Here is a 22,538-nt window from a genome sequence, read left to right on the forward strand (position 1 = left end):
TGCCCGCCGCCCGCTGCCCGCTGCGCGGTGCGCGGCGTTAAGCGGGGGCCCCTGCTATACCGGAGGCGTTAAGCGGGGGCCCCTCCTTACCTCCGGGGGGCGGGGCCGGGGCGGCCGAAGTGCCAGCCCTGTCCGGCGTCGCAGCCGATGTCGCGCAACCGGTCCGCCTGGTCGGCCGTCTCCACCCCCTCGGCGGTGACGGTGAGGTCGAGGGCGTGCGCCAGCGAGACCAGCGAAGCGAGGATCCGCTCGTCGGTGCCCCGGCCCGGGTCACCGGCCGGTGCCCGCAGCCCGGTCACGAACTCGCCGGCCACCTTGAGCTCGTTCACCGGCAGGTCCCGCAGGTAGGCGAGGTTGCAGTAGCCGGTGCCGAAGTCGTCGATGGCCACCCGGACGCCGAGGTCACCGAGCACCCGCAGGGCCCGGACCGGCTCGACCACGGTGCTCATCATGGTGCTTTCGGTGATCTCCAGTTGCAGCCGTTCCGGGGGCAGGCCGGTGCGGCCGAGCACGCCCTGCACCTCGGGCACGAGGTCGGGCCGGTGGAGCTGACGCACGGCCAGGTTGACGCTGACGAACGGGGCGTCCGCACCCGCAGTCGACCAGGTGCCGGCCTCGCGGCACGCCTCGGCCAGCACCCAGCTCCCCAACCGCACGATCAGCCCGGTCTCCTCGGCCAGCGGGATGAAGCTGTCCGGCCGGAGGATCCCCAGCTCCGGGTGGCGCCAGCGCACCAACGCCTCCATGCCGAGGACCCGGCCGTCACGCAACGAGGTCAGCGGCTGGTAGTCCAGGTAGAACTCGCCCCGGTCGAGGGCGGCGGGAATCGCCGCGGACAGCGCGTACCGGGCCAGCTCGCGGCGGTTGCGGTCGGCGTCGAACAGTGCCCAGCGGGCCCCACCGGCGGCCTTGGCCCAGTGCAGCGTGCTGTCCGCCGCGCGCATCAGCTCCATCGGCGAGGTGCCGGCCACCGGGCGCTCCACGATGCCGACGCTCGCCGACACGGTCAGCTCGTGCCCGTCGACGAGCGCCGGCTCACGGATCGCGTCCAGCGCCGCCTCGGCGACCTTCACCGCGTCGTCGGTGCCGGCGGTGCGCTCCACCAGGATCACGAACTCGTCGCCGCCGAGGCGGGCCACCAGATGCCCGCCGAGCGCCCCGCGTAACCGGTGCGCCACCGTGACCAGCAGCGAGTCGCCGATCTGGTGGCCGAGGGAGTCGTTCACCACTTTGAAGCGGTCCAGGTCGAGGAAGCAGACGCCGACCCGGTCGGCGCCCCGGCCGGGCGTGGCGATCGCGGCGGTCAGCCGCTCGGTGAACAGGGTGCGGTTCGGCAGGTCGGTAAGCGGGTCGTGGGTGGCCTGGTGCCGGAACCGGGCCTCGCTGTCCCGCAGCGCCCGTTCGGCCTGCGCCCGGGCCATCATGGCGGCCCGTCGGATGGACTCCTGCTCGTCGAGCGTGCGGTCGCGCAGCGCCCGGGCGTACCCGGTGGCGACGGTGGCGAGCAACCGGGCCATCCGGTCCTCGGCGTCGTCGATGTCCAGGTCGAGGTCGCGGACCAGCCGGAGCTGGATCACCTCGACGGTGCGGCCGAGTCCTTCGGCGGAGGTGATGTGCGACTGCACCAGCTCCGCGCCCACCTGATGGCCGATCCGCAGGTCGAACGGGTCGGCGCGCATCGCCTCCGCCAGCCGCTCGGTGAGCCGTTGCAGCACCTCCTCCAGCTGGGCCTGGGTCATCGGCAGGTAGCTGGTCCCGGAGACCGCTTTGGCCCAGGCCCGGGCGAACACGCCGGGGCGGCGCCCGGCGGCCCCTGTCACGTCCTCAGCCACCGAGCCGCCCGACCCCGCCCATGAAGACCGCCCGCTCGGCGTTCTCCGCCTGGTCGGGGGCGTCCGGCCGCCACTGCGGCACCCACACCACACCCGGGTCGACCAGCTCGAAGCCGGCGAAGAGCGCGGTCAGCTCGGCCCGGCCCCGGATGAACAGTTGGCTGTCGGTGCGCCGGTAGACCCGCTCCGCCTCGGCCCGCTCGCCGGTGCCGGCCCGGCCGTCGTCGCTGGCCTGGGAGAGCACCAGGTGGCTGCCGGGCGCCAGCGCCGCGCGCAGCGTCCGCAGGATCTCCTCCGGGCGGTCGGAGTCGGGGATGAAGTGCAACACCGCCACGATCAGCACCGCGACCGGCTGGGAGAGGTCGAGCAGCCGGGTGACGTCCGGGTGGTCGAGGATCGCGGCCGGGCGGCGCAGGTCCTCCCGCACCACGACGGCCCGCTCGTTGCCGGCCAGGATCTCCTGGCTGTGCGCCACCGCGACCGGGTCCACGTCGACGTAGACCACCCGGGACTCCGGATCAACCCGTTGGGCGATCTCGTGCACGTTGCCCACGGTCGGGATGCCGGAGCCGATGTCCAGGAACTGGCGCACCCCGGCGTCGAGCAGGTGGTGCACGGCACGGCGCAGGAAGGCGCGGTTGGCCTGGGCCATCAGCGGGGCCTCGGGCACCGCCTCCACCATCGCCCGGGCGGCGGCCCGGTCGGCCGCGAAGTTGTGCGAGCCGCCCAGGTAGTAGTCGTACATGCGGGCCACGCTCGGGCGCTCGATGTCGATCGTCTCCGGTGCCCAGTCCGGCCGCTGCATGTCCCTGCCCCTTGGGTGTCGGCGACGCGCGGCGTCACCGCCGCGCGGATCACCGGGTATTCTGCCCGCCCACCGTCGCGGTGCAAAGACCACAGTCGCTCCGCGTCCGGCCGCTCACCGTACGCGGTCGCCCCGCCCGGACGTGCGGCGGGGCCCGCGTCCGGCGTACGGACGGGGCCCCGCGGCGACGGACGTCAGAACTTCGGCGCGTCCGGGGCCTCCAGCAGCCCCAGCCGCAGCGCGGTCATCAGCGCCTGGGCCCGGTTTGCGGCGCCCAGCTTCTCGTAGAGCTTGGAGATGTGGGTCTTGGCGGTCGACTCGCTGACGAAGAGCTGCTTGGCGATGCCGGCCACGCTCATGCCGTCGGCGAGCAGCCGCAGCACCTGGCCCTCCCGGGGGGAGAGCTGCGGGCCGGACGGCGCCAGCCGGCGCTTCATCGCCTCGGCCAGGTCGGCCGCGGTGAACGCGCTGGGGGAGGAGGCGGCGTGCCGGGCGGCGGCCACCACCTCGTCGGCCGGGGCGGTCTTCGGCACGAACGCGCTCGCGCCCGCCTCCAGGGCGCCGAAGAGCTGGTCGTCACCGGCATACATGGTGAGCACGACGATGCCCATCGACGCGCTGGACTTGCGCAGCGCACGGGTGGCCTCCAGGCCGCTGCCGTCGGGCAGGCGCAGGTCCATGATCACCACGTCCGGCTGGAGCGCGCCGGCCTGGCGCACGCCTTCCGCGGCCGTGGCGGCCTCGCCCACGACTTCGAACTGCCGGTCCCGCTCGAAGGCGTGCCGCAGACCCTTGCGGATGAGGTCGTGATCGTCGACAAGGAGGACCTTGGTACGGGTGGCCGGTGTCGGGCTAGTGGTCATCCTCGGGTTACTCCCCTTCTGCTGCTGCGGCGCTGCCGCGCACCTTATCGCGCCGGGGCGACGAACCGAGTAGCACCGCCACGGTTGTGCCGCTGGGTTGCCGCGGCCTGATCTCCAACCGGCCTCGGATACGTTCCGCCCTCTCCGCCATGATCGCAAGACCATAGTGCCCCTCGGGCCGCTGGTCACCGATGCCGTGACCGTCATCCGACACTTCGATCCGGGCGTACGGGGGATCAACCTCACACGTGACCCAGAGGTTCGAGGCGCCGGCGTGCTTTCGCGCGTTCGTCACCGCCTCCTGCGCGATGCGCAGCAACTCGGCCTCGGTGGCGGCCGGCAGCCGGGCGGTCGACTCGTCCAGGGAGAGGTTCACCCGCAGTCCGCCGGAGGCGCCGACGGTGCGGGCGTACTCGGCGATGGCGGCGGCCAGGCCGCCGTGCCGGTCCACCTCGCTGCGCAGCTCGAACAGGCTGAGCCGCAGCTCCTGGATCACCCGGGTGACCTCCTGGCGCAGCGTGCGCAGCGAGTCGGCGGTCTCCTCGGCGTCGTCGTGCACGGTGGCCAGGGCGTTGTCGATGCCGTAACCGACCATGACCAGCTCCTGGGCGACCCCGTCGTGGATCTCCCGGGCCAGCCGCTGCCGCTCCTCGTTGGTGGCGAGCGAGCGCACCTCGTCGAAGAGCAGAGCGGCCTCCAGCCGCAGCGCGGCCGGGCCGGTGAGCGCCGTCACCCGGGACACCACGGGCGGCGGGTACGCGGCGCCGGCGTCCGCCTCGATGACCACCAGGCCGACCGTGCGCACGCCGGCGACGAGCGGCACGATCAGGGCGGACACCTCGCCGGAGCGCCGGGACCGGGCCTGCGAGCGGGCCGAGACGGTCGGTTGCTGGCTGGCCCAGGCGTCGGCGATGGCCGAGTCGGCGTCGAGCGTGGTCTCCCAGTCGACCCGGTCCGCGCCGATCTGCGCGAGCACCACCAGCCGGCCGCCGCCGCTGGCGGACAGCACCGCGCCGCGGTCGGTCTTCGCCACCATCCGCAGCTCCTCCAGCAGGTGCTCGGAGATGCCCCCCGGGTCGAGCGTGGCGCCGGGCAGCTGGCGGGCGACCGTCCGCAGCTGGGTCAGCAGGCGGGTCGCCTCGGCGTACGGCTGGGGTTTGCTCTCGCCGCGGACCCGCATCACCCGCTGGAGCGTGCCGGCGGTGTAGAGGCCGAGGGCGGCGAGGATCAGCCACTGGGCGCAGACCGCGAGGTAGCCGACCTGGCCGAGCTGCGGCTCACCGCCGACCTCGGTGAACGCGGCGCTCGCGAGCAGCGTCGCCGCGGCCACCACGAGCAGCGCGGCACCCTCGCGGAACCGGCGGCGCAGCGCGGTGACGGTGACCGGCACGGCGAGGTACGGCAGGACCGCCGACGCGCCCAGCCCGCCGGTCACGCCGGTGAGCTGGGTGTCGGCGGCGACCTGGCTGGCGGCCAGCCCGAGCACCACCACCTCGGCGAAGCGGCTGATCGGGGCCAGCAGCCGGTGCTGCGGGGCCAGTACGCCGGGCAGCCCGGCGACGCCGAGCAGGGCGATCCACCAGAGTTGGGCGGGTTCGCGGGTGGCGAGCAGGGTCAGGGCGGCGACGAGCGCGAGGAGGACCGCGCGGGCCGCAGCCGCGAGGAGCTGCGTCTGCGGCTGTCCGGATGTGGAGGCGGGCACCTGACGGATGGTAGTCAGCGCCGGTAGATCTCCGCGATCTCCGTGGCGTACGTCTTGTGCACGACCTGCCGTTTGACCTTCAGCGACGGGGTCAGCTCGCCGGTCGCCTCGGTGAAGTCCTGCGGCAGGATCCGGAACACCTTGATCGCCTCGGCCTTGGAGACGGTCTGGTTGGCCTGGTCGACCGCGGTCTGGATCTCGGCCCGCAGCGTCTCGTCGTCGCGCAGGTCGGCCGCGGTGGTGGTCTCCGGGCGCCCGTGCCCGGCCAGCCACTTCGGCAGCGCCTCCTCGTCGATGGTGACGAGCGCCGCGATGAACGGCTGGCGGTCGCCGACCACCACGCACTGGCTGATCAGCGGGTGCGCCCGCACCTGGTCCTCGAGCACCGCCGGGGCGACGTTCTTGCCGCCGGCGGTCACGATGATCTCCTTCTTCCGGCCGGTGATGCTGAGGTAGCCGTCCTCGTCGAGCTGGCCCAGGTCGCCGGTGCGGAACCAGCCGTCGGTGGTGAGCGCCTCGGCGGTGGCCGTCTCGTTGTGCCAGTAGCCCTGGAAGACGATGTCGCCGGAGATCAGGATCTCGCCGTCGTCCTCGATCCGGACGGTGACGCCTGGTAGCGGCCGGCCGACCGTGCCGATCCGGGTGCCGGTGGGCAGGTTGGCGGCGGCTGCCGGCGCGGTCTCGGTGAGGCCGTATCCCTCGCAGATGGTCACCCCGACGCCGCGGAAGAAGTGCCCGAGCCGGGCGCCGAGCGGCGCGCCGCCGGAGATGGCGTCGCGGCACCGGCCGCCGAGCGCCGCGCGCAGCTTGCCGTAGACCAGCCGGTCGAAGAGGGCGTGCTGGGCACGTAGCGCCAGCCCCGGCCCGCCGGGAAGCTCCTGGGCCTCGCTCCAGGCGATGGCGACCTTCTCCGCCCGGTCGAAGATCGCGCCCTTGCCGTCGGCCTCGGCCTTCTGCCGGGCGCCGTTGTAGACCTTCTCGAAGACCCGGGGTACGGAGAGCGCGAACGTCGGTTTGAACTCCTGGAGCTCACCGACCAGGTCCTTGGTGTCCGCGCAGTGCGCCATGGTGGCCCGGGCCTGCACCACGCCGACCTGGATGAGCCGGGCGAACGCGTGCGCCAGCGGCAGGAAGAGCAGGGTGGAGGCGCCCTCCCGGAACAGGTTCGGCAGCACCGGCACCGCGTTGGCGATGTCGGCGTAGATGTTGCGGTGGGTCAGCACGCAGCCCTTGGGGCGGCCGGTGGTGCCGCTGGTGTAGATGATCGTGGCGATGTCGTCGGCCTTGAGCATCGAGCGGCGTACCTCGATCTCGGCCGGGTCCACCGACTCGCCGGAGGTGACCAGTCGGGTCACCGCGTCCAGCTCGATCTGCCAGATCTCGCGCAGCTCGGGCAGCCGGTCCCGGACGCCGGCGACCAGGGTCGCGTGTGCGGTGCTCTCCACCACCACGGCCACGGCGCCGGAGTCGCCGAGGATCCAGGCGGCCTGCTCGGCGCTCGACGTCTCGTAGATCGGCACGGTGACCGCGCCGGCGGCCCAGATCGCGTAGTCGAGCAGGGTCCACTCGTAGCGGGTGCGGCTCATCAGGCCGACCCGGTCGCCGGGGGAGACGCCGGCCGCGACCAGGCCCCGCGCCACCGCGACCACCTCGTCCCGGAACTGCCGGCAGGTCACCTCGGTGCGGGACGGCGCTCCGGCGTCGCCGGCGACCCGGACGAACTGCACGGTGTCCGGGGCGACCTCGGCGTTGTCCCAGACCGGGTCGGTCAGGTTGGCCGCGTCGCCGACGGTGACGATCGGCGGGACGGAGAACTCGCGCACCTGCACTCCCTCGTGCTCGCGCCGGCGGGCCGGCGTGGTCGGCTCAGTCGAAACCTACCCGCCCGCGCGGGTGGGCGGCCGGGTAGCCTCCCCCCATGGCGGACTCCTCCACCCAGTCGATCACCATCGGCGCGTCACCGGACCGGGTGGCGGCGGTCATCTGTGACTTCCCCCGCTACCCGGAGTGGACCGAGGCGGTGCGCGCGGCCGAGGTGGTCGAGGAGTACGAGGACGGCTACGCCAGCCAGGTCCGGTTCACGCTCGACGCGGGCGTGCTGGCCGACGAGTACGTGCTCGCCTACGAGTACGCCGAGGACATCTCCCGGATCGAGTGGCACCTGGTCGCGCCGTCGAAGATGCAGCGGTCCCAGCACGGGTCGTACGACCTGGTGGGCAACCCGGACGGGACGACCACGGTGACCTACACGCTCGAGGTGGAGCTGTCGGTGGGGATGCTCGGCATGTTCCGCCGCAAGGCCGAAAAAATGATCATGGACGCGGCGTTGAAGCAGCTCAAGCGCCGGGTAGAAACACCCGGTGCGGCAGACTGATTCCGTTCGCCGTCCCGGTCGTCACGCTTGAGGAGCCGCGCCATGGGCACCACCGATCCGGGCTCGGCCCGGGAAGAGGCCGAGCGCCTCGTCGTCAGTCTGCTGGCCGCCGCGCGGCTGGCCACCACCCCGTCCGGCCCCGGGGGCCCGCTCGGTGGGATCCTCTCGGGTGTCCTCGGTCACACGGCCGGGGGCAACGCCTCCGGCGGAGCCGCCGGTTTCGCCACCGGGTCGCCGGAATGCTGCGTCTGCCCGGTCTGCCGCGGGATCGCCGCGTTGCGCGACCCGAGTCCGGAGTTCGCCGAGCGGCTCGCCACCGGCGCCGGTGACCTCGCGGCCGGCGTGGCAAGCGTGCTGCGGGCCTTCGCACCTGGCGAACCGGCCGAACGGCCCGAACCGGCGGAGCCGGCCGGACCGGACGGACGCGACGAGCCGGCGGCGACCACGACGCCCGCGGGTGCCGGTGGTCCCGCGCCGGCCGGCGCGGGTGACCACGTGTGGCGCGAGGCGACCCGTACCGGGCATGATTCTCAGCCGGCGCCCGAGCAGGACGTATGGTCCGCCGCCACTCGGGACGAGCCGGCGGCGAGCCGGCCGCCGGCCGGTCGTCCCGTGGTGCCCGCCTCGCGGGCGTCCGGGGAGGCGGGCGCGGACGCACCAGGCGACGGGGCCTGACCACCGGACATCCCGGGTACGCACGGCCGGTTCGGCCGGTGCCGGGGCAGCACAGCAGAGGGGAGTGGCGGCGGTGACGCTGACCATCGGAGTCGACGTCGGTGGCACGAAGGTGGCCGGCGGTGTCGTGGACGACACCGGCGCGGTACTCGTGCAGACGCGACGGGACACCCCCGCCGACGACGTGGCCAAGACCCGCGACGTCATCATCGAGGTGGTCACCGAGCTGTCCGCCGGCCGTACCGTCGAGGCGGTCGGGATCGGCGCGGCCGGCTGGATCGACGCGGCCCGCTCCACCGTCCTCTTCGCCCCGAACCTGGCCTGGCGGGACGAGCCGCTGCGCTCCTACGTCAGCAACGCCACCGGCCTGCCGGTGATCGTGGAGAACGACGGGAACGTGGCCGCCTGGGCGGAGTTCCGCTACGGCGCGGCGCGCGACGCCGACGACTCGATGGTCATGTTCACCATCGGCACCGGGGTCGGCGGCGGCATCGTGCTCGGTGGCGAGTTGGTCCGCGGCGCCAACGGCATCGCGGCCGAGCTGGGGCACATGCTCACCGTGCCGGACGGCCACCAGTGCGGCTGCGGCCGGTTGGGCTGCATCGAGCAGTACGCCAGTGGCAGCGCCCTGGTCCGCTTCGCCCGGGCCGCCGCCCGGCAGGAGCCGCACCGGGCCACCGCGTTGCTGGAGCTGGCCGACGGTGAGGCCGAGGCGATCACCGGCCCGATGGTGACCGCCGCGGCCAAGGGTGGCGACCCGGTCTCCACCGAGGCGTTCGCCCAGGTCGGCCGCTGGCTCGGCACCAGCCTCGCCGACATGGCGCAGATCCTCGACCCGCAGGTGCTCGTGGTCGGCGGCGGTGTGATCGACGCCGGTGACCTGCTGCTCGGCCCGACCCGGCGCTCGTTCACGGAGGCGCTGGCCCAGCGCAGCCGCCTGCCGGTGGCCGAGGTGCGTCCGGCCGAACTGGGCAACACCGCGGGCGTGATCGGCGCCGCCGACCTGGCTCGGCGGGTCTGACGTGCCGGGTCCGGGAGTTCCGCTGCGGGTGCTGTCGTACAACGTGCACAGCCAGCGCGACGACACCGCCGCGCTGGCCGAGGTGGTCCGGCAGGCCGCGCCGGACGTGGTGATCGTCCAGGAGGGACCGCGCCGGTTCCGGTGGCGGCAGAAGTGCGCCACGCTCGCCGACTCGTTCGGCCTGGTGTTCGCCGCCGGCGGCCTGCCGTCGCTGGGGAACGTGTTGTTGACAAGCCTGCGCGTCCGGGTCACCGACACCCGGTGCGAGCGCTACCCGCTGACCCCGGGCCGGCACCTGCGCGGGGCCGCGTACGCGCGGTGCCGGGTGGGCGGCGTCGACTTCCTGCTGGCCGGCTCGCACCTGTCCACCGATCCGGCGGAGCGGCCCGCGCAGGCGGCGGCGTTCAAGCGGGCGCTCGCCGCGTCCACGCTGCCGGTGGTGGCCGGCGCGGACCTCAACGAAGGGCCGGACGGGCCGGCCTGGCGGACCGTGGCCGACGGGCTGACCGACACGGCGGTCGCCGCCGACCGGGCCGACCGGCACACGTTCTCCTGCGCCGACCCGCGCCGTCGCATCGACGCGCTCTTCGTCGACCCGCGGATCAGCGTGGTCGACTACGACGTGGTCGACACGCCGACGACCCGCAGGGCCAGCGACCACTTCCCGGTCCTGGTCGACCTGTTGCTGCCCGCCGCCGACTGACCCCACGACGGTCGGCCGGTGCCCGACGGGCGCGAGCCGCGTGGTGGCCGCGCGGTACGGGCTGCGGTGGTGCGGGCCGTGCGGCGCGGCCGGTCCGGGTGGTTACGGAACGTGAGATACCGGTGGGTGAGGCAGGGGGATCGCTGGCGCCTTTGCTCTGCAGCCCCATACGCATCAGATACCCACGGTCACTGCGGGGGCGAGGTGTGACCCGAAGCTCCATCCGGGACCGCCCAGGTCATTGTCGCGCTGCGTCGGTGGCTGCAGAGCAAAGGCGGGAGAGGGGCACTGCGTCGGCCCGGCCCTGTCCTCACTCTGAGTGAATCGGCGGACGGTGACCGAGCGTGAAGATGCGCTCCGGGCGGACGGTGTCGACACTCGGGTGGCTGGACAACGGAGGGCATTGTCGGCAGGATTTCGCACCGACCCGGCACGCGTGCCGTACGAAGGAGAATTCGCGGTGTCCTCCCCCACCGACCCCACCGATCTCGGTCGCCCCGATCTCGGTCGCCCCGATCCGGTCTCCGACCGGGGCGACACGGTCTGCGTCATCGGCGCCGGCGCCAGCGGGCTGACCGCGGTGAAGAACCTTCGCGAGGCCGGCTTCGGCGTGGACTGCTACGAACGCGAGACAGGCGTCGGCGGGGCGTGGAACTGGCGGCACGACCGCAGCCCGGTGTACGCCAGCACGCACCTCATCTCGTCCCGGCCGTTCACCCAGTTCCCGGACTTCCCGATGCCCGACGACTGGCCGGACTACCCGCACCACAGCCAGTTGCTGTCCTACTTCGAGCGCTACGCCGACCACTTCGACCTGCGACAGTACGTCTGGTTCGGCACCGAGGTGGTCCGGGTCGAGCCGGTCGAGGGGGACCGGTGGGACGTGACCACCCGCAGCACCGGCGGCTACGGCCCCGAGCGCACCTCCAGGTACGCCGCCGTGGTGCTGGCCAACGGCCACAACTGGTCGCCGAAGCTGCCCCGGTACGAGGGGTTGGCGGAGTTCCGCGGTGAGGTCATGCACGCGTCCTCCTACAAGGACCCGGCCCAGCTACGCGGCAAGCGGGTGCTCGTGGTCGGCGCCGGCAACACCGGCTGCGACATCGCGGTCGAGGCCGCCCAGCAGGCGTCGCACTGCTGGCACTCCACCCGACGCGGCTACTGGTACGCCCCGAAGTTCGTCCTCGGCCGCCCGGCCGACCAGGTCAACGACACGCTGCTGGCGCTGCGGGTGCCGTTGCGGGTGCGGCAGTGGCTCTATCACATGACGTTGCGGCTGACCGTCGGCGACCTGACCCGGTTCGGCCTGCCGAAGCCCGATCACCGGGTCTACGAGACGCACCCGATCGCCAACAGCCAACTCGTCTACTACGTCGGGCACGGGGAGATCACCCCGGTGCCCGACGTGGCCCGGTTCGACGACCGCACGGTCGAGCTGACCGACGGCCGGCGGATCGACCCGGAGCTGGTGGTGTTCGCCACCGGCTATCTGCCGCGCTTCGAGTTCATGCAGGGCCGGGTGCTCGGCGACGAGGACGGCTCCGGGCGGCCCCGGCTGTGGTTGAACGCCTTCACCGCCGGCCACCCCACGCTGGCCGTGGTCGGCCTGGTCCAGCCGGACTCCGGCATCTTCGCCATCTCGCACTGGCAGAGCGCCCTCTTCGCCCGGCTGCTCACGCTGCGCGCCACCCGCCCCGACCGGGTCGCCGCGTTCGACCGCCGGGTCCGCGCCGGCCTCGGTGAGCGGTACTCGGCGAAGGTCAAGGACAGTACCCGGCACTGGTTCGAGGTCGGGCACGCCGACTACCTGCGCGCGCTGCAACGGGCGTGGTACGAGCTGGAGGCAGGCGTGAACGGAGGGCAGCCCCGGTGACCAGCGAGCGGGTGCGGGTGGTCCGGGCCTGGGAGTGGGCGCGGCCGGAGCGGCCGGTGCGCCGCGAGGTGCTGGCCGCGGTGCCCGAGCAGGAGGAGGCAAAGCCGCCGCTGCTGTTCGTGCCCGGCTTCGGGCACGGCGCGTGGGCGTTCGCCGAACACTGGCTCGGCCACGCCGCCGGGCGGGGCTTCCCGGCGTACGCGCTGAGCCTGCGCGGGCACGGCGGCAGTGAGCCGGCGCCGGAGGCGACGCTGCGTGCGTACACCCATGACGTGACGCAGGTGGCGGCGAGCCTGCCGCGGCAGGCGGTGCTGGTGGGGCACGGCGCCGGCGCCCGGGTGGTGGCACACGCGCTGGCCCGCTATCCGGCGCGGGCCGCGGTGCTTGTCGCGCCGGTGCTCGGCGGCTGGTCGACGTTCGGCGCGGCGCTGCGCCGCAACCCGGTCGGCACGCTGCCGGCGGTCTTCGGGGCCGGGCTGCGGCTGAACCGGCGTCAGCTGTTCAGCCGGGAACTGTCCGACGCCGACGCTCGCCGGCACCTGGCCCGGCTGGGCCGGGCCGGCCGCCGGGCGCAGTGGCAGCTGCTCACCGGCCGGTCGCCGGAGCCGGCGGTGGGCCGACCGCCGGTGCTGGTGCTCGGCAGCCCCGACGACCGGGTGTTGCCGGCGAGCGCGTTGACCCGGGCGGCGCGCCGCCACGCCTCGGCCCCGCTGCTCTTCCCCGGCATGGGTCACGACCTGATGCTCGACGCCCGCTGGCGGGAACCGATCGACGCGATCCTGGACTGGCTGGACAAGGACCCGGCGCCCACCCTCGGGTGAGCGCCGGGCGGTGGCTCAGCGGGAGACGGAGCGGCGGCCGACGAGCGACCCGCTCTCCTCGAGCGCGCTCAGGTAGGACGCCGCCCACGCGTGGATGTCGTTGTGGGCCAGGTGCTCCCGCATCGCGCGCATCCGGGCCGACACGTCCTCCGGTCCGGCCCGCAGCGCGGCGAGCAGCCCCTGCTTGAGCCCGTCCAGGTCGTGCGGGTTGACCAGGAAGGCATGCTCCATCTCGGCCGCCGCGCCGGCGAACTCGCTGAGCAGCAACGCCCCGGTGCCGTCGACCCGGGCCGCCACGTACTCCTTGGCCACCAGGTTCATCCCGTCGCGCAGCGGGGTCACCGCCATCACGTCGGCGACCCGGTAGAGCGCGACCAGCTCGGCCCGGTCGAAGGGCTGGGTGAGGTAGTGGATCGCGGGTTCGCCGACCCGGCCGAACTCGCCGTTGATCCGGCCCACCTGGTGCTCCACCCGGTCGCGCAGGATCTGATATTGCGCCACCCGGTCCCGGCTGGGCACCGCCACCTGCACCAGCACGGTGTCCCGCACCTTGACGTCGCCGCTCGCCAACAGCTCGCGGTAGGCCTTCAGCCGCTGCTCGATGCCCTTGGTGTAGTCCATCCGGTCGACGCTGAGGATCACCTTCTCGGGCCGGCCGAGGTCCTGCCGCAGTCGGTTGGCCCGCTCGGCGACCTCGGGCCGGGCGGCGAGCGCGGCCATCTCGGCGGTGTCGATGGCGACCGGGAAGGCGCCGATGCGCACCACCCGGTCGTCGACCCCGATCCGCCGGTCGGTCGCGGACAGGCCGAGCACCTTGGTGGCGAGCTGGGCGAAGTTGTGCGCCGCCTGAGCCCGCTGGAAGCCGATCAGGTCGGCGCCGAGCATCCCACGCAGCAGCTCGGACCGGCGGGGAAGCTGCATGAACAGCTCCGGCGGCGGGAACGGCACGTGCAGGAAGAAGCCGATCCGCAGGTCGGGGCGGAGCGCGCGGAGCTGGCCCGGCACGAGTTGCAGGTGGTAGTCCTGCACCCAGACCAGCCCGCCCGGCTCGGCCGCCTCGGCGGCGGCCTCGGCGAAGCGCTGATTGACCCGCTGGTACGCCTCCCACCAGCGGCGATGATATTCGGGCTGCTCCACGGCGTCGTGGTAGAGCGGCCAGAGGGTGGCGTTGGCGAAACCTTCGTAGTGGTCGCGGAAGTCCTCCGCGCTGAGCGCGACGCTGCGCATCCGGACCCCGTCCACGTCGGGCAGGTCGGGCGCCGGACCGGTGCCGCCGGCCCAGCCCACCCACGTGGCGGGCGTGTGCCGGAGCAGCGGGTGCAGGGCGCTCACCAGCCCGCCCGGGCTGCGGCGCCACTCGAAGGCGCCGTCCGGCGCCACACTGTCGTCGATGGGGAGGCGGTTGGCCACCACCACCAGGGGGCTCTGTCGCATCTCGGGCAATCCGCTCAGCAGGGGTGCCGGCGACCGGAGCGGAGCGCGAACCGGACAGCCGGTGCGGGACGGTGACGTTCAGCGGTATTCCTACTGACCGTAAGTTACACCCCTGTTACCCGATCGGCTCGGGCGAGCGGCGTCCCGCAATCCGGGCACCGCTCAGACGACGGCGCCGTCGTCCGGATCCTGGTCGTCCCGGTCGCCCGGGCGCAACCGCCAGATGAGCATCACGAAACCGGCGAGGATGCCGGTGAAGCCGAGCAGGGTCACCACCGACGGGTCGACGAGCGACATCACGGTGGGGGAGAGGAACAGCAGGAAGCCGAGGACGATGGAGAGCACGCCCAGCACCGCGTATTTCGAGAATCGCGGCAGCGGGGGCGGCGGGGGCGGGGTGTAGTGCTCCTCCGCGTCGTCCGGCAGGTCGGCGCCGAACGTGTCCAGGCCGTCCAGCAGGGAGGGCTCGTCGTGCCGGTCGCGGCTCACCGAGATGCCGGAGACGTCCGCCGCGTAGGGCAGCCGGCGCACGTCGGTGGCGGTCGGACCGGCCGGCTCCTCGGCGCGGCCGGCGGCGGCGCCACCCGGCGCGGCCGGGTCGTCGACGTCCTCGGCGGCCGGCCAGGGGTGGCTGCCGGCGGTCGGCGTGGTGTGGAAGCCCGCCACGATCCTGGCCCACTCGGCCTCGATGTCGGGCTCGTCGGTGCGGGCCGGCTCGCCACCACCCTCGTCGGCGAGCTGGGTGAGGTAGTCCCGGGCGGTCCTCAGGTGCGATCGGTCGACGTAGAGCCGGTCGACCGGGCGGGCCGGGACCGTGGTGGTGCGGGTGACCGGATTGAGGTCGGCGGAGGGTTGAAGGTAGGCGGCGATGCCACCGGCGGCGAGCACGTCGAGCAGGTGCTCACCGACGCGCGGATCGACGTCGCCCGCGACCGCGTACTCGGCCGCGTCGAGCCCGTTGTCCCGCCGTCCTCGGCGAGGCCCGCCCCCTGACACCGGACACCCCCTTCACCACGGCCTGACGTCGTGTCCTGAATCCTGACACGCCGGGACCCGGTTCCGGGAGTGCGTTGTGGCGCGGCGTACGGGTTCCTGCCCACTTCCCGGCCGATTCGGCGGGTCCCCGCCCCACCTGGGCGGACCCGGCGCGGTAAGGAACGCCGGTGGATCTCACCCGTACCCCACCGCCGCAGCCGGCCCCGGAGCGCGAAAAGTCACCTTCTCCGCGAAAGCCGAAAACCTGTCGTAACGGATCCGGACCGCTCAGCCGGCCGCCGCGATGCGGAGCAGGCCGACGGCGGCGTGCCGCTCCGCGAAGGCGCGTACCCGGGCCAGCGTCGCCGCCGCGGCCGGCGGGTCCGTCTCGGTCAACGGCCGCACCGCCAGGGCGGACGCGAGGAGATGGTCGGTGACGTCGCTCATGTCCGCGTAGTCCTGCGCCGCGGCGGTGAACAACCGGCCCGCCCGGGCGGCGTCGCCGTCACGGTGGGCAAGCGCCGCGTCGGCCGACCGGCCGGCCGCCCGCGCCCAGCGGGTCGCCCGTGGGGCCCGGGCCAGCAGGTCGCGCACCAGGACCGCCGCGTCGCCGCCGAGCAGGCCGGCGACGTGACCGACCGCCGGCACCCACTCGGCGAACGGGATCATCCGGGTCCGCCGCCAGTCCTCGTCCAGCTCGGCGAGCAGCGCGAGCGCCTCGTCCCGGCGACCCTGCACCGCCCGGCAGAGCGCGGCGTGCGCCACGGTGGACCGCAGCACCCGGTGGAAGCCGCTGCGCCGGGCCGCGACAAGCGCCTGGTCCACCAGGTCCGGCGCGTCGTCGGCGGCGGTCGGGATGTCGGCGGCCGGGCCGTCGCCGAGCGCCCGGATCCAGCCGGAGATCGCCACGACGTGCAGGTCCCACTCGTCGGTCGGGCGCCGGGTCGACCCCTCGGCCATCCGCAGCGCCGCGGTCCAGTCCCCGCTGTAGTAGGACCGGGTCCACTGGTCGCTGAAAGTCACCGTGAGGCCGTGCAGGCCGGCCAGGTCCAGCGACCGCTGCTCGGCGACCAGCCGGGCCGAGCCGGCCAGGTCGCCCTCCTCCTGCAACGCCCAGGCCAGGTTGTGCACCGCCCGACGGCGGCTGGTGAGCCGCTCCACCCGGCACTCCTCGGTGACCTCGGCCAGCTCGGCGTACGCCTCCTCGGCGCCCGCCTGGTAGCGGGCCACCGCCAGGGTGATCCGGGCGTTCGCCCGCGCCTCCCGCAGCTCCAGCCGTTCGGCCAGCTCGGCGGCGCTGCTCGCGGCGACGCAGGCCGGCTCGGTCTGCGCGTCGAACATGTGCGCCCGGGCCAGCTCCAGCAGCGCGCCGACCTTGTCCTCGCTGTCCGGCAGCTCCGCGTGCAGCCGGATCGCCCGGTCCAGGCAGCGCAACGTCTCCGACCGGTCGGCCCGGGCCCACGCCGCCGTGGCCAGCAGGCGCCACGCCGTCGCCGCGCCGGGGAGATCGCCGGCGTCGGCCAGCCGGCCGGCCAGGCCGGTGAGTCGTGCCGTGCCGCCGTCGACCAGGAACCCGTCGCGGTCCCGATAGAACGCCAGCTCGGCCTGGAACAGCTCCAGCGCCGGGTCCGGCCCGCAGTCGACGCTCAGCGCGCGCCCGACAAGCGTGGCCGCGGTCTCCAGCGCGTGCAGCTCGTACGCCCGGCGGGCGGCCCGGTGCAGCGCCGACCGGGTGGCGGCGGCGTGCGGGGCCTGGTCGAGCCCCACCGTGCGGGCGATCTCGTGCGCCGCCCACCTGTGGTTGGCCAGGACCTCGGCCAGGTCGTGCTGCCGGCCGTCGGCGAGCTGCTCCAGCCAGTCGGCGGCGCCCTGGTGCCGGGCCACCCGCTCCGCCCGCGGCAACCGCTGGTAGCAGACGTCCCGGACCAGCACGTGCCGGAACCGGTATTCGGACTGACCGGGCATGGTCGAGCTGGGCAGCTCGAAGACCAGGTCACGCCGCTGGAGGCGATGCAGCGCCCGCTCCACCCACTCCACCGGCCGGCCCAGGGCCAGCGCCACCGGCGCCGCCCAGAACTGCACGCCGACCACGGAGGCGGCCTGAAGCACCGTGCGGTCGGCCGGGTCGAGCAGGTCCAGCCGGTTGGCGATGACCGCCTGGACGGTGCGGGGCATCCCGGCGCCGCCCGTCGGGTCGAGCAGCGCCACGCTCGCCGTACGCTCGGCCAGGCCGCCGTCGAGCAGCATCCGGGCGTACTCCTGGGCGTAGAGCGGGTTGCCGTCGGCGAACTCGATGAGCGGCGCGCGGGCCTCGCTGGGCAGCGTGGCCTGACCGAGCAGCAGCGAGTAGAGGGTGTCGATGTCCCCGTCGTGCATCGGTGGCACCGAGATGGACATCGCGCCGCTGATCGTGCCGGTCCAGGCCGGGTGCCGCTCGCGCAGCTCCGGCCGGGCGGTCGCGACGACGAGCAGCGGCACGTTGCGGGCCGCCGCGCCGAGCTGTTCGACGAAGGAGAGCATCGCCTCGTCCGCCCAGTGCATGTCCTCGAAGACGAGCACGGTGGGGCCGGTCGCGGCCAGCGCGAGCAGGAAACGCCGCCACGCCGCCTCGGTCTCGGCCGAGGTGAGCCGCTCGCCGGGTACGCCGACCAGGGGCCCCAGCGCCTCGGCCAGCCGGACCGCGTGCGGGTCGGCGAGCCGGCCCAGCCGGTCGCGGAGCCGCTCCCGGCTGGCGGCCGGGTCGTCGGCGCCGACCAGCCCCGCCCAGCCCCGCACGATGTCGGCCAGGGCGGCGTAGGTGACGTTCTCGCCGAACGGCGGGCACTGACCGGTCAGCCAGGTGACCCGCGCGCCGGGCAGGTTGGCCGCGTGCCGGGCCAGCTCGCGCAGCAGCCGGCTCTTGCCCACCCCGGCCGGACCGAAGACGGTCAGGAGCTGGGAGGTGCGCTCGGTGACGGTGCGGTGCAGCGCGCTGACCAGCAGACCGCGCTCGTGGTCCCGGTTGACCATCGGGGTCAGCTCGGGGCCCTGCCGGTCACGCCGGGGCCGGGCCCGGACGGCCAGCCAGATGCGGCTCACCGCCGACCGGCCACGCAACGTGACCGGCGGCCGGTCGGCGTACTCCATCTCGCGCCGGGTGGCCGCCCAGGTGCTCTCGTCGACCACCACGCCGCCCACCGGGGCCAGCGCCTGCAACCGGCTCGCGGTGTTGACCACGTCACCGGTGACGAAGGCCTGGCCGCCGTCGCGCGCCGCGGCCAGGTCGACAAGCGCCTCGCCGGTGGCGATGCCCACCCGGAAGCCGAGCGGCGGATGCGGCCCGGCCGGCTGCCGGGCCAGACTCCGCTGCAGCTCCAACCCGGCGCGTACGCAGCGCAGCGCGTCGTTGTCGGTGGCCACCGGCGCGCCGAACAACGCCATCACCGCGTCGCCGATGTATTTCTCCACCACGCCGCCGTACTGGTGCACCAGCCGGCGCACCGTGGCGAAGTATGCCTGTTGCAGGCCGCGGGCCTGCTCCGGGTCGGCCCGTTCGGCGTACGTGGTGAAGTCGGCGATGTCGATGAAGAGCACGCTCACCTGCCGGCGGTCCTCCTGCACCGCGACCGCGTGGTCGCGCAGCGGCTGGCCGCAGTTGGTGCAGAAGTTGGCGCCGGCGTCGTTGGCGTGGCCGCAGCCCGGGCAGGCCGCCGCGAGCGGCCGGCCGCACCCGCCGCAGAAGCGGTCGTCCGGCCCGGCGGTCCGGGTGCAGTGTCCACAGGTGAGGTCGATGTCCGGCTCCGTACGCGTGAGGTACCCAGTGTGCCGCGCCGCCGCCCCAGTCGGGTACCCGACGGGTCGACGGGACGATGCGGCTGTTCGGCCGGGTCTAGTCTCCTCTAGCAGGAAGTCCCGTCGACAGGGAGAGCGCCGTGCACGTCCGGCTTTCCGCCCCATGGATCGATCCACGAGGGACGGTGTGGGCCTCGGGCGACACGGTCGACGTGGACGCCGTCACACTCGCCGAACTGGAGGAAAAAGGCATGGTGGAGCAGCCCGCAGGCAGCGGATCGACCGAGACCACGACCACGACGACCACCACGACACCGTCGAAGAAGACCGACCCGTCGAAGATCGGCCCCGGCCCGAGCGCGCCGCCGGCCGACAGCAAGGACAAGTGACACGACGGACCGGTGACACCCGGCGGGGCCTGGCGGGACGACCGCCGGGCCCCGTCGTCGTACCGCTCAGCGGTCGCTCATGCCGGCGCGGCGGCGCAGCGCGGCCACGTCGGTGACCACGATGCGGCGCCCTTCGGTACGCAGCCAGCCGCGGCTGGCGAACGAGCCGATGGCCTGGTTGACGCTCTGCCGGGAGCCGCCGGCCATCTCGGCGAGCTGACTCTGGTTGAGCTCGATCGTGATCATCGGGGCCTGGCTCTCGCCGGCCAGCCGCACGAGCGTCTTGGCCACCCGGCCGGGCAGGTCGAGAAAGACGTGGTCGGCGTTCTGCTCGGTGAGCCGGCGGATCAGCTGGCCGAGGGAGCGCATCACCGCGTCGAGGATGCGCGGGTTGGAGTGCACCAGCTCCATGAAGGCGGGGCGGGACAGCGCCAGCGCCGCGCAGTCCTCGATGGCCTCCGCCGAGGCCGACCGGGTCGAGGCGTCCAGCAGCGAGACCTCGCCCAGCACGTCCGGTGGTCGGATCACCGACAGCACGGCCCGTTCGCCGGTGGGGGCGGTGCGGAACACCGCCACCGCGCCGCGGCGCAGCACGATCAGCGACTCGCCGGGATCGTTCTCGACGAAGAGCAACTGCCCCTTGCGGTAGGTGCGGGGCACGGCCGCAGCGATGACCCGCTGCCGCACCTCCGGCTCCAGCCCGGCGAACATCTCCACGCCCGTGAGCGCGTCACCCGGCTCCGGCAGGCGAGACTCCACGGCTCAACTCCTCCCCGGTCAGAAGTCACCACTCGCACACCGGGTGAAGCTGTCAGTCCCGGTATTAGGCAGCTCAACCGGTTCGGCGCCCGACGGCGGTACACATCAGATCATGACGGCCCGGTAGCGTGCTGTACACCCCCGGAGACACTTCCGTGACCATGGCGGCTCGCGACCGGTGCGGCGCCGACCTCGGCGGACGCCCCGACGGCGGCCCGGCGGGGCCGATGGGCGAGGATGGGCGCGATGGTCTACCGCTATTTCTACGACTGCGAATTCATCGAGGACGGCCGCACCGTCGACCTGGTGTCGATCGGCGTCGTCGACGAGTACGGCCGCGAGTTCTACGCGGTCTCCACCGAGTTCGACGACTCCCGCGCCGTGCCCTGGGTGCGGCGCAACGTGCTGGACAAGCTCCCCTCGCCGGCCGACCGGGCCTGGCGGTCCCGGGAGCGGATCCGGGACGACCTGCACGAGTTCCTGCTCGCGCCGGTGCGGGACCGCCCGGGCGAGCAGGTGGAGCTGTGGGCCTGGTACGCCGCGTACGACCACGTGGTGCTGGCCCAGCTCTGGGGCGCCATGCCGGCGCTGCCCCGGGAGATCCCCCGGTTCACCAAGGAACTGCGCCAGCTCTGGGACGACCGGGGGCGGCCCCGGCTGCCGGACGCCGAGGCCGACCGGCACGACGCGCTCGTCGACGCCCGGCACAACCTGGCCCGCTGGCGGGCGATGACCGCGCGTTAGCGCAGGCCCGGCTAGGGCGGCAGGTTTGACCCGTTCTGCCCGGGGCATCGGAGGCGGCATCACGCCGATCCGAGGAGGGCCCATGAGCAACGAGCCGACAAACGCCGCCGACGCCCGGCGCAAGGTCACCGAGCTGATCCGGGACGCTCGGATCTGCCTGCTCACCACCAGCGCCGTGGACGGCCGGCTGGTCAGCCGGCCGATGGGGTTGCAGGAGGCGGACTTCGACGGCGACCTGTGGTTCTTCGCCTACGCCGACTCCGCGAAGATCCGCCAGATCAGGGTGAACCCGCAGGTCAACGTGGGTTTCTCCGACCAGAGGCACAACGCCTGGGTGTCGGTGGCCGGCACCGCCACCGAGGAGTGGGACGACGCCCGCGCGAAGGAGTTGTGGAGCCCGGTGCTCAAGGCGTGGTTCCCGGACGGGCTCCAGACGCCGGGGATCACCCTGATCAGGGTGCACGCCGGCTCGGCCGAGTACTGGGACTCGCCGGGCAGCACGGTGGTCAACCTGCTCGGCTTCGCCAAGGCGGCGGTGACCGGCAAGCCGCCGAAGGCGGGTGAGAACCAGGAGGTCGGCTACTGACCGGTAAGCCGACCATCGGTCGGAAACGGCCCGGGGCGCGGTGCCGGCCCGCACCAGCGGCGACTACAGTTCGCACGGACGGCCCGCCCCGGGCCGGCAACGGCGCCGATGGTCTGATCTGACACATATCCTGGGGCTTATCCGGGCTTCACCCGATGTCTCAGGAGGATGAGCGGATCATGCGTATCGGCGTGCTCACCGGCGGGGGCGACTGCCCTGGTCTCAACGCGGTGATTCGGGCGGTGGTCCGAAAGGGCGTCGCCACCTACGGTCACGAGTTCGTGGGCTTCCGGGACGGCTGGAAGGGCCCGCTCGAGGGTCTGTCCAAGCCGCTGGGCATCGCGGAGGTGCGGGGCATCCTGCCGCGCGGTGGCACCATCCTCGGCTCGTCCCGGACCAACCCGTTCAAGATCGACAACGGGGTGGAGCGGATCAAGGAGAACCTCGCCGCGCAGGGCGTGGACGCCCTGATCGCGATCGGCGGCGAGGACACCCTGGGCGTCGCCACCAAGCTGCACGAGCTGGGCGTCAACGTCGTCGGCGTGCCGAAGACGATCGACAACGACCTGGGCGCCACCGACTACACGTTCGGCTTCGACACCGCGGTCAACATCGCGATGGAGGCGATCGACCGGCTGCACACCACCGCCGAGAGCCACCACCGCACGCTCGTCGTCGAGGTGATGGGCCGGCACGCCGGCTGGATCGCCCTGCACGCCGGCCTCGCCGGCGGCGCCAACGTGATCCTGCTGCCCGAGCGGCAGTTCGACGTCGAGCAGGTCGCCGGGTACGTCGAGAAGCGCTTCCAGCACCAGTACGCCCCGATCGTGGTGGTCGCCGAGGGCGCCCAGCCGCTGGACGGCCAGATGGTGCTGCACAACCAGGAGCTCGACTCGTTCGGCCACGTCCGCCTCGGCGGCATCGGCCAGTGGCTCGCCGAGCAGCTGGAGGCGAAGACCGGCAAGGAGGCCCGCACCGTGGTGCTCGGCCACATCCAGCGCGGCGGCACGCCGACCGCGTTCGACCGGGTGCTCGCCACCCGCCTCGGCCTCCAGGCCATCGACGCCGCGCACGAGGGCGACTGGGGCAAGATGGTCGCGATGCAGAGCACGGACATCGTCCGCGTCCCGCTGGCCGACGCCACCCGCGAGCTGAAGACGGTGCCGCTGGAGCGCTACACCGAGGCCGAGGTCTTCTTCGGCAGCTGAGAT

The 22,538-nt window shown here is 73.6% G+C and carries 19 protein-coding genes; 10 read left to right on the plus strand and 9 right to left on the minus strand.

Going from position 1 to position 22,538, the window contains the following annotated elements; genetic code table 11:
- Positions 1–86: 86 nt before the first annotated feature.
- From O7602_RS06955 to O7602_RS06975, 5 genes are all read right to left on the minus strand, one after another.
- On the minus strand, positions 87–1,739 hold the full coding sequence (locus O7602_RS06955) for a bifunctional diguanylate cyclase/phosphodiesterase (protein WP_281590175.1): 1,653 nt from the start codon (positions 1,737–1,739) through the stop codon (positions 87–89).
- A gap of 85 nt (positions 1,740–1,824) precedes the next feature.
- A complete protein-coding gene (locus O7602_RS06960; protein WP_281587391.1) occupies positions 1,825–2,637 on the minus strand; it encodes an SAM-dependent methyltransferase in 813 nt (270 codons plus the stop codon).
- A 194-nt stretch (positions 2,638–2,831) separates the two neighbouring features.
- Positions 2,832–3,500 (minus strand): response regulator transcription factor, encoded by a 669-nt coding sequence (locus tag O7602_RS06965; RefSeq protein ID WP_007072219.1) that lies wholly within the window; start codon positions 3,498–3,500, stop codon positions 2,832–2,834.
- A gap of 7 nt (positions 3,501–3,507) precedes the next feature.
- A complete protein-coding gene (locus O7602_RS06970) occupies positions 3,508–5,202 on the minus strand; it encodes a GAF domain-containing sensor histidine kinase (RefSeq protein ID WP_281587392.1) in 1,695 nt (564 codons plus the stop codon).
- A 14-nt stretch (positions 5,203–5,216) separates the two neighbouring features.
- Positions 5,217–7,025 (minus strand): long-chain fatty acid--CoA ligase, encoded by a 1,809-nt coding sequence (locus O7602_RS06975; RefSeq protein WP_281587393.1) that lies wholly within the window; start codon positions 7,023–7,025, stop codon positions 5,217–5,219.
- A 95-nt stretch (positions 7,026–7,120) separates the two neighbouring features.
- On the opposite strand from O7602_RS06975, the gene O7602_RS06980 reads away from it, so the two are divergent.
- From O7602_RS06980 to O7602_RS07005, 6 genes are all read left to right on the plus strand, one after another.
- Positions 7,121–7,576 (plus strand): SRPBCC family protein, encoded by a 456-nt coding sequence (locus O7602_RS06980; RefSeq protein WP_281587394.1) that lies wholly within the window; start codon positions 7,121–7,123, stop codon positions 7,574–7,576.
- Between the two features lie 42 nt (positions 7,577–7,618).
- Complete coding sequence (locus O7602_RS06985) at positions 7,619–8,251, plus strand: hypothetical protein (protein ID WP_281587395.1); 633 nt, start codon at positions 7,619–7,621, stop codon at positions 8,249–8,251.
- A gap of 73 nt (positions 8,252–8,324) precedes the next feature.
- Entirely contained in the window at positions 8,325–9,272 is a 948-nt protein-coding gene (locus O7602_RS06990) for an ROK family glucokinase (protein ID WP_281587396.1), read from the plus strand.
- Between the two features lies 1 nt (position 9,273).
- Positions 9,274–9,975, plus strand: a complete 702-nt coding sequence (locus O7602_RS06995; RefSeq protein WP_281587397.1) for an endonuclease/exonuclease/phosphatase family protein — start codon at positions 9,274–9,276, stop codon at positions 9,973–9,975.
- A 460-nt stretch (positions 9,976–10,435) separates the two neighbouring features.
- Complete coding sequence (locus O7602_RS07000; RefSeq protein ID WP_281587398.1) at positions 10,436–11,848, plus strand: NAD(P)-binding domain-containing protein; 1,413 nt, start codon at positions 10,436–10,438, stop codon at positions 11,846–11,848.
- Complete coding sequence (locus O7602_RS07005; protein WP_281587399.1) at positions 11,845–12,669, plus strand: alpha/beta fold hydrolase; 825 nt, start codon at positions 11,845–11,847, stop codon at positions 12,667–12,669. The genes O7602_RS07000 and O7602_RS07005 overlap by 4 nt, the downstream gene beginning before the upstream one ends.
- Positions 12,670–12,684: 15 nt before the next feature.
- On the opposite strand, the gene O7602_RS07010 is transcribed toward O7602_RS07005, so the two are convergent.
- The 3 genes from O7602_RS07010 to O7602_RS07020 form a co-directional block, all read right to left on the minus strand.
- A complete protein-coding gene (locus O7602_RS07010; protein ID WP_281587400.1) occupies positions 12,685–14,103 on the minus strand; it encodes a trehalose-6-phosphate synthase in 1,419 nt (472 codons plus the stop codon).
- 162 nt (positions 14,104–14,265) lie between these two features.
- Positions 14,266–15,099 carry a DUF308 domain-containing protein gene (locus O7602_RS07015; protein ID WP_281587401.1) on the minus strand — a complete coding sequence of 278 codons (834 nt, stop codon included), beginning with the start codon at positions 15,097–15,099 and terminating at the stop codon, positions 14,266–14,268.
- Positions 15,100–15,366: 267 nt separating this feature from the next.
- Positions 15,367–18,849, minus strand: a complete 3,483-nt coding sequence (locus tag O7602_RS07020) for an adenylate/guanylate cyclase domain-containing protein (RefSeq protein WP_281590176.1) — start codon at positions 18,847–18,849, stop codon at positions 15,367–15,369.
- Positions 18,850–19,034: 185 nt separating this feature from the next.
- Here O7602_RS07020 and O7602_RS07025 point away from each other — a divergent pair, with 185 nt between their 5' ends.
- Positions 19,035–19,238: a hypothetical protein gene (locus O7602_RS07025; protein WP_281587402.1), complete on the plus strand. Its 204-nt coding sequence runs from the start codon at positions 19,035–19,037 to the stop codon at positions 19,236–19,238.
- Between the two features lie 66 nt (positions 19,239–19,304).
- Here O7602_RS07025 and O7602_RS07030 read toward each other — a convergent pair whose 3' ends face one another.
- Positions 19,305–19,997 (minus strand): Crp/Fnr family transcriptional regulator, encoded by a 693-nt coding sequence (locus O7602_RS07030; protein ID WP_091059444.1) that lies wholly within the window; start codon positions 19,995–19,997, stop codon positions 19,305–19,307.
- Between the two features lie 246 nt (positions 19,998–20,243).
- Here O7602_RS07030 and O7602_RS07035 point away from each other — a divergent pair, with 246 nt between their 5' ends.
- The 3 genes from O7602_RS07035 (at position 20,244) to O7602_RS07045 (ending at position 22,535) form a co-directional block, all read left to right on the plus strand.
- Entirely contained in the window at positions 20,244–20,741 is a 498-nt protein-coding gene (locus O7602_RS07035; protein ID WP_281587403.1) for a polyadenylate-specific 3'-exoribonuclease AS, read from the plus strand.
- Positions 20,742–20,823: 82 nt separating this feature from the next.
- The gene (locus O7602_RS07040) at positions 20,824–21,327 is read left to right on the plus strand and encodes a pyridoxamine 5'-phosphate oxidase family protein (RefSeq protein ID WP_281587404.1); all 504 of its coding nucleotides are present in this window, start codon (positions 20,824–20,826) and stop codon (positions 21,325–21,327) included.
- A gap of 179 nt (positions 21,328–21,506) precedes the next feature.
- Entirely contained in the window at positions 21,507–22,535 is a 1,029-nt protein-coding gene (locus tag O7602_RS07045; protein ID WP_281590178.1) for a 6-phosphofructokinase, read from the plus strand.
- Positions 22,536–22,538: the final 3 nt, after the last annotated feature.

This window comes from Micromonospora sp. WMMD1128 (genome assembly GCF_027497235.1).
Classification (GTDB): Bacteria; Actinomycetota; Actinomycetes; order Mycobacteriales; family Micromonosporaceae; genus Micromonospora.